We start from the raw sequence: 6,618 nt of genomic DNA, 5'->3' as shown, positions 1-6,618 counted from the left end.
TACACAAACAGAGTATTTCACCATAAACTGCAAAAACAGGGCATGACACAAAGTATGTCCCGTGTAGCCCACTGCATTGACAATGGGCCTATGGAAGGATTTTGGGGTATTCTCAAGCGTGAAATGTACTATGGCAGGCGTTTTACCAGCAAAAGTAGCCTCATGAATTCAATTAAAGCCTACATCCATTATTACAACAACAGGCGTGTGCAACGTAATCTCGGAATCCTAACGCCGATAGAGAAACACAGCTTGTATTTAGCCGCATAAAAAGACCGGCAGACGAATCTGCCGGCCAAAGAAATTTTATATTTTTTTATTGTCCTCTTGACGGGTAGCAGTTCATTTTGACCGGTCAACAGGGGTGCTTAGTATATTAACGGCGGCAGGCCATCGAAAACGACATTGCCAACAAGATTTTCCCCGGTGAGCCGGCGCACTCCATGTATAGCATTTACAACAAGGAAACCGGGCGCCTTAGCATATCGATGTAACCCCAATTCAGCGACTGCCCTTTATATAGGCCCTCGCCTTCTCCATCGTCTGCAGGCTACGGTTCAGCAGCATATCGTACACCGGCTCGCTGCCTGCCCATTCGGCCACGAGGAAGGCCGTCATGGACACGAGCATCAGCGACAGCATATGGTCAAAGGAGCCCGTCATCTCCATGATCAGGATGGCCCCGGTCACCGGGGATTTGACCACGGCAGAAAAATACGCCGCCATGCCAAAGACGATGCAGTTCACCGTCCATTGAGGTGCCAGCACACCGCAGGCCACCGCAAGTTTTGCAAACAACGCCCCGCCCAGGGCGCCCAACACCAGCATGGGCAGGAAGATACCGCCGGGCACACCGGAGCCGAAGCACAGCATGGTGAAGAAGAATTTGCCCGCAAAGAGCAGGAGTAAAAAGCCCAACACATATTCATGTTCCACCAACGCATCCACCAACGGACTGCCGCCGCCTAAAATTTCCGGCAGGAAAAAGCCCAATACGCCAGCCACGGTCAATGGGACCAGCGGCTTTTGCCATGCCTTCAGCGAGGATTTGGCATAACCATCCAACGATACCACAAGCATCCGGTTAAAGCCCAGTCCTAAAAAGCCCACAAATGCCCCCAGCAAAATCAAAAGCAGATAGACACTGCCTGTCGCCGCCACGGGGATATCTCCCATATGGAATACCGGCTCCATGCCAAAGAAGAACTGCGTCACCGTGGTGGCCGTGACCGTAGCCGCAATGGCCCCCATCAGCACATAGGTCGAAAAATCCTTGCTCAGTTCTTCGAGGCAAAAGATGGCTCCGGCCAACGGCGCATTGAATGCCGCGGCCAGACCAGCACCTGCGCCAGCCGTCAGCAGATAATGGTTTTCCTCATAACTGCGGTGCGTGAGCCGGCCCAGCCCCTGCCCTAAACAGGCACCGAGCTGCACGCTCGGACCTTCCCGCCCCAAGGACAAACCGGCGCCAATGCCCATGACTGCCCCCGTGAATTTCAGCACCAGCACCCGCGCCCAATGCATATCCATGCGCCCCAGCAAAACGCCCTTGATCTGCGGGATGCCCGAACCGGAAATCATGCCATCCGCCTTCAGCAGCCTATGGATGATATAACCTATCAGCAATAAGGCCGTAAACCATAGCGGAATATAAACCGGATGTTCACTCAGATAATGATACCCGCGGGGCAGATTTTTCTCCGACAATTCCAGCAGATAACGAAACAGCGCAATGGTCAGGCCTGTGAATACACCGATCACATTTCCCTCGATAAACAAGCGCAGCTTCAAATGGTCAGGGTCAGTTAAATATCGAACCCAAGACTCGAATCTGTTCATCTTATGCCCCCTTTCCATAACACTAAAAAAGCCTTCCCCGTGGGGAAGGCTATTCAGTTGCTTATTCAGCAGTGAACGGCAGCAATGCGATATTGCGTGCACGTTTGATAGCAACGGTCACCTGGCGCTGATGCTTAGCGCAGTTGCCGGAGATACGACGCGGTAAAATCTTGCCGCGCTCCGTAATGAAGCGGCGCAGTTTTGCAACGTCTTTATAGTCGATATGCTCGACCTTGTCTACGCAGAAAGAGCAGACCTTTCTACGAGGTCTTCTGCCTCTGTCACGTCTCATCAAAGTAATTCCCTCCTAACTTAAAACGGGATTTCTTCGTCAGGGATAGACGGACCAAAACCATCAACAGGCGCAGACTGCGGAGCTGCCGGTGCCGGTGCACCAAACCCGCCAGCCTGAGGAGCAGCATTCCTGGAATCCAAGAACTCCACTTCGTTCGCTACGATTTCCGTCACATAACGCTTCGAGCCATCCTGTGCATCATAGCTTCTCACCTGAATACGGCCTTCTACGGAAATACGACGGCCCTTCACCAAGTTATTGCCGCAAACCTCAGCGAGCTTGCTCCAAACAACAATGGGAATGAAGTCAGCCGTGGGCTGACCATCATTGGCATCCTTACGGGCAAAGCGGCGATCCACTGCCAGTGTAAAGGTGCATACAGCCGTGCCGGACTGCGTATAACGCACTTCCGGATCACGCGTCAAACGGCCAATCAGTATTGCCTTATTCATGGTACATCCTCCCTGACGCCAAATTTTGGCGTACTTCTAAAATTACTCTTCGTCGTTTTTCACGATCATGTGCTTGAGGATACCGTCCGTAATCTTCATGACACGGTCACACTCAGCTACGCATGCGGGATCGCAGGTAACATAGAGCAGTTCATAGAAACCCTCAGTGCAGTCTTTGATCTCATAAGCAAGACGCTTCTTGCCCCAACGATCTTCTTTATCGATAGTACCGCCGTTTTCGGTGATGAGCTTAGTGAACTTGCTGATAACAGCGTTCGTAGCTTCCTCTTCCATCGGTTTCACGATAAAAATGACTTCGTACTTTCTCACGAAATCACCTCCCTCTCTGGTCTTTGGCTCCTGCTCACACAGGAGCAGAGGTTGAAATATCATTTCAACTCATAACAAAACTTATTTGTCTCACGACTAGGAAATTATACCATTAACCAGGCATCATTGCAAGAAAAATTTACGATTTTTTTCCGCCGATTATGGTCTGCTGAATGCTGACTTCGTCATCAAAGATCACAATATCCGCCCGCTTGCCCGCAGTCAGCGAACCGCGTTCCGCATACCAGCCCAATTCCTGCGCCGGATTTTTCGTGACCATCTCGATGATCTGTGGCAGCGACGCCCCGGTATTTTCCCAGAATATCTTCACACAGCGGTTCATCGTGGCTACACTGCCCGCAATGGTCCCGTCTTTGAGCGTAGCCAGCTCGCCTTTGACAAACACTTCCTGCCCGCCGAGCTCCGAGGGGCCATCGCCCAAACCGCAGGCACGCAAAGAATCCGTAATCAGGACAATATTTTTGCCGCCCTTGGCATGATAGAGCAATCTCTGCGCCGCCGGATGGCTATGCACATTATCGGCGATAATCTCGCAGTAAGCATCTGTATCAAAGACCGCCCCGACCACGCCCGGAACGCGATGACTGAACCCCGTCATGGCATTATAGACATGGGTGAAATGATGGATTCCATGCTCTCTAACTGCCTCGATAGCCTTATCATAATCCGCCGCCGTATGCCCGATGGATACGGTGATGCCGGCAGCATGGCATTTATCCGCAAAATCATAATCCGGCAGTTCCTCAGGCGCCAAAGTAATGATTTTTACCACCTTTTCCCAGGGCTTCACGAGTTTATAATCGGCCTTGCGGATATTTTCCTCCGCCTGAGCTCCTTTTTTGGCGGGGCTGATAAAAGGGCCTTCCATATGAGCGCCGAGGATCTGAGCCCCTGCCGGCTTATTTTCCATGGCGTCCATCACCGTAGCCAAAGCGTCCTCCACCTCATGCCATCTGCAGGTCATGGTGGTGGGCAAGAAGCCTGTTACTCCTGTTTCCGCCTGCAGCCTGGCCATCTTGGCCAGAGCCTCCTCCGTACAATCCATGGTATCCGCTCCGGCACAGCCATGGATATGCACGTTGAGGAAGCCCGGGGCCACATAATTTCCCTGAGCGTCTATCACCTCTGCTCCTGCCGGGATTTCCGCTTCCGACACAAAGCCTTTGATTTTTTCGCCCTCACAGAGCAGAGCGCCCTCCTCGCGGAAAACAAAATCACCTGCTGCATTGGGTACGATAAATTTGCCGTTCTTGATTGCTAACACGAAATTACGCCTCTTTTCATAAGTGTAAACACCTCATCCGTCAGCCTGCGGCTGCCACCTTCCCCTCAAGGGGAAGGCTTTTTCATGTGTTACATCAATCTTCTACGTAATGGCTGAAGCTGCCGATTACGAGCTGGGGGAATTCGGCATGGAGCGTCTCGATGAACTTCCGCGTGCCTACTGCCTTGCCCTGCGGCTCCGGCATGATGTCGAGGAACGCATCCGGATCGATATTGAGGTTGCGCACCTGAATCATCTGCACGGGCAGTTCCCGGAAGAATTCCTGCCAGGCTTTGAGTTCTTCCTCGCGGTCATTGAAGCCGGGGAAATACAGAAGGTTCAGGGACACATAAACGCCCTTGTCGAGCGCATAGCGGATGGATTCCTTGACATTTTCCAGATGGTAGCTGGCGCGGTAGTAGGCATCGTATCCTTCCTCGCGGGCGCTGATAATCGACACGCGCAGGGAATCAAGGCCTGCATCCACGATTTTCCTGACGCCTTCCGTCCAACCCACATTGGAATTCATATTGATCTGCCCCTTGCTGGTCTGCTGACGAATCAGTCTGATGCCTGCAGCGATGTTATCAGCAGCCAGACTTGGCTCGCCTTCACAGCCCTGTCCAAAACTGATGATGCCGTCCGGTGCCACCTGCAGATGGTAAATGCCGACTTCGGCAATCTCCTCCGGCGTCGGCCGGAAATTGATGCGTTGCTGGGGCGAAGGGCAGCATTCCGCTGGCTGCAGGGAGATACAGCCAAAGCAGTTAGCATTGCAGACCGGAGAAGTCGGTATTCCGCACTCCCAACGGCGGTAAAAGAGATTCTGCGCCGTGCAGCAGTGCCATTTCAGCGAGCAGCCGGCCACCTGCTCCACGATGCGGTTGCCCGGCAGTTCCTTCTTCGTGCGCTTGACGAGATTCTTGAGTTCCTTTGTATTGTAATGCACAGGATCCCATTTGTCGTTTTCATCGGTATAGACCGCGGCGCAGTAAAGCTCATCCTGATAGACCACCACTGCCGTATACCCATAGAGCGGCAAGCGTTCAGCTTCCTCAGCCCGCTCATAGGCCGGCATATAAAGGCGGGTGTAACCGGCCGGCAGGATGGCCGCTACCGCCAGACCGGAAATCGGCATGACCTCGCCATCACTGGCCTGCCCCACCGCCAGATGGTCCGGCAGCAACATCAGATCGGCACTTTCCGGCAGCGGAATCAGATCCTCAGGCTTCAGCAGGATATTCTCCCGCCCCGTACGGCCCATGCCCCGCATTCCCGGCGCATCTAAGATATTGCCATCTTCATCGGCATAGACGGCTGTAATCATCTCATTCTGCGGCATTTTCTGCTCCTCCTTCCACTGGCGCTTCCTGCGCCGCTTTCTTTTTCTTCTGCTTCTTGGGATTGTATTTGTTCATGGCCATATCCACATCTTCCGTTACGATACATTCGACGGCAGGCAGCAGATAGCTGATGGCCTCTTTGATTTTTGGCTTGTCCTCATCCGTAAAAGGCGCCAGTACATGGTTGACCACCGTCCATCCCGGCAGGGGACGCCCAATACCGATCCGCACCCGGGCGAAATGTTCATCGCCTGTATGCGCCAGCACGGACTTGATGCCATTATGGCCGCCCGCACTGCCTTTCTTGCGGATGCGCACGGTGCCGGCAGGGATATCCATATCGTCATGGACGACAATCAAGTCCTCGGCATCCAATTTATAGAAATTCAGCAGCGGCCCAATTGCCCGCCCGCTTTCATTCATATAGGTCAGGGGCTTTACAAGCAGGATCTTTTCCGTGCCGATAAAGCCCTGCGCGACTTTCGCGTCGAATTTATCCTGCCAGTTGTCAATCCCCAGCTTATCCGCCAACGCATCCACGAGCATAAAGCCCACATTGTGCTTGGTCGCGGCGTACTCACTGCCAGGATTGCCCAGGCCCGCAATTATTTTCATATCCATTTCCTCCTATATCTCAAGGGACTATTATCCCCACATATAAATTGCAGTTTATCGGGGAGTGCGTGGCAAAGGTATCCCGCTCATGCGCAGTCAGGGGTTCACGGGAGAGTACTTTTTCTGGTTGCGCTAAACGACCCGCTCGGCAAGGTCAACATTCCTTAGTCTGAATGCGCCGGGCAGGCCAACGGCGCGTCTTTCAGCGTGTTCCCCAGTGACTTTTGCAACGGGCCGGTCTTCGCTATGCTCAGACTGTCGCTCCACCAGAAAAAGCACTCCCCCGTTCGCCCCCAGACACGGATTTAGCTATCGGCACAAACTCGCTTCTCCCGTAACAAGCACATCGATGTACTTGCGGCTTACAGCCGAGACTTAGCCATTTGACACAGATATACCTTTGGGTGGAGGCGGGGATGCTTATTCGCCGACGGAACGACTGCCTGAACGAAGTGAAGG

The 6,618-nt window shown here is 53.1% G+C and carries 8 protein-coding genes; 1 reads left to right on the top strand and 7 read right to left on the bottom strand.

From position 1 onward, the window contains the following. Positions 1 to 270, top strand: a 270-nt coding sequence (locus tag BLQ59_RS15385) for an IS3 family transposase (RefSeq protein WP_143005371.1), incomplete at its 5' end; no start/stop codon positions are given. Positions 271 to 501: 231 nt separating this feature from the next. Here BLQ59_RS15385 and BLQ59_RS15380 read toward each other — a convergent pair. From BLQ59_RS15380 to pth, 7 genes are all read right to left on the bottom strand, one after another. Then, positions 502 to 1,839 (bottom strand): ClC family H(+)/Cl(-) exchange transporter, encoded by a 1,338-nt coding sequence (locus BLQ59_RS15380; protein WP_256324704.1) that lies wholly within the window; start codon positions 1,837 to 1,839, stop codon positions 502 to 504. Positions 1,840 to 1,900: 61 nt separating this feature from the next. Continuing rightward, positions 1,901 to 2,131, bottom strand: coding sequence for a 30S ribosomal protein S18 (gene rpsR / locus BLQ59_RS15375; protein ID WP_014425267.1), 231 nt, complete (start codon positions 2,129 to 2,131; stop codon positions 1,901 to 1,903). A 20-nt stretch (positions 2,132 to 2,151) separates the two neighbouring features. Next, positions 2,152 to 2,586 (bottom strand): single-stranded DNA-binding protein, encoded by a 435-nt coding sequence (locus BLQ59_RS15370; protein ID WP_074573683.1) that lies wholly within the window; start codon positions 2,584 to 2,586, stop codon positions 2,152 to 2,154. Positions 2,587 to 2,628: 42 nt separating this feature from the next. Further along, the gene (gene rpsF, locus BLQ59_RS15365; RefSeq protein ID WP_014425269.1) at positions 2,629 to 2,916 is read right to left on the bottom strand and encodes a 30S ribosomal protein S6; all 288 of its coding nucleotides are present in this window, start codon (positions 2,914 to 2,916) and stop codon (positions 2,629 to 2,631) included. A gap of 139 nt (positions 2,917 to 3,055) precedes the next feature. Then, entirely contained in the window at positions 3,056 to 4,201 is a 1,146-nt protein-coding gene (nagA, locus tag BLQ59_RS15360; protein ID WP_074573682.1) for an N-acetylglucosamine-6-phosphate deacetylase, read from the bottom strand. A gap of 94 nt (positions 4,202 to 4,295) precedes the next feature. Beyond that, positions 4,296 to 5,543, bottom strand: coding sequence for a radical SAM family protein (locus BLQ59_RS15355; protein WP_081342615.1), 1,248 nt, complete (start codon positions 5,541 to 5,543; stop codon positions 4,296 to 4,298). After that, positions 5,530 to 6,159, bottom strand: a complete 630-nt coding sequence (gene pth / locus BLQ59_RS15350) for an aminoacyl-tRNA hydrolase (protein ID WP_074573681.1) — start codon at positions 6,157 to 6,159, stop codon at positions 5,530 to 5,532. Before pth ends, BLQ59_RS15355 begins: the two co-directional genes overlap by 14 nt. Between the last annotated feature and the right edge of the window lie 459 nt (positions 6,160 to 6,618).

This window comes from Pseudoselenomonas ruminantium, from assembly GCF_900104055.1.
In the GTDB taxonomy this organism is placed as follows: Bacteria; Bacillota; Negativicutes; order Selenomonadales; family Selenomonadaceae; genus Selenomonas_A; species Selenomonas_A ruminantium_C.
Note: the sequence above shows the minus strand (reverse complement) of the source record. Positions and strands in the feature narration are given on the sequence as shown.

Excerpts from the sequence above, each read along its gene's own strand:
- BLQ59_RS15380 (WP_256324704.1), bottom strand. The coding sequence starts at position 1,839 with ATGAACAGATTCGAGTCTTGGGTTCGATATTTAACTGACCCTGACCAT.
- rpsR (WP_014425267.1), bottom strand. The coding sequence starts at position 2,131 with ATGAGACGTGACAGAGGCAGAAGACCTCGTAGAAAGGTCTGCTCTTTC.
- BLQ59_RS15370 (WP_074573683.1), bottom strand. The coding sequence starts at position 2,586 with ATGAATAAGGCAATACTGATTGGCCGTTTGACGCGTGATCCGGAAGTG.
- BLQ59_RS15355 (WP_081342615.1), bottom strand. The coding sequence starts at position 5,543 with ATGCCGCAGAATGAGATGATTACAGCCGTCTATGCCGATGAAGATGGC.
- pth (WP_074573681.1), bottom strand. The coding sequence starts at position 6,159 with ATGAAAATAATTGCGGGCCTGGGCAATCCTGGCAGTGAGTACGCCGCG.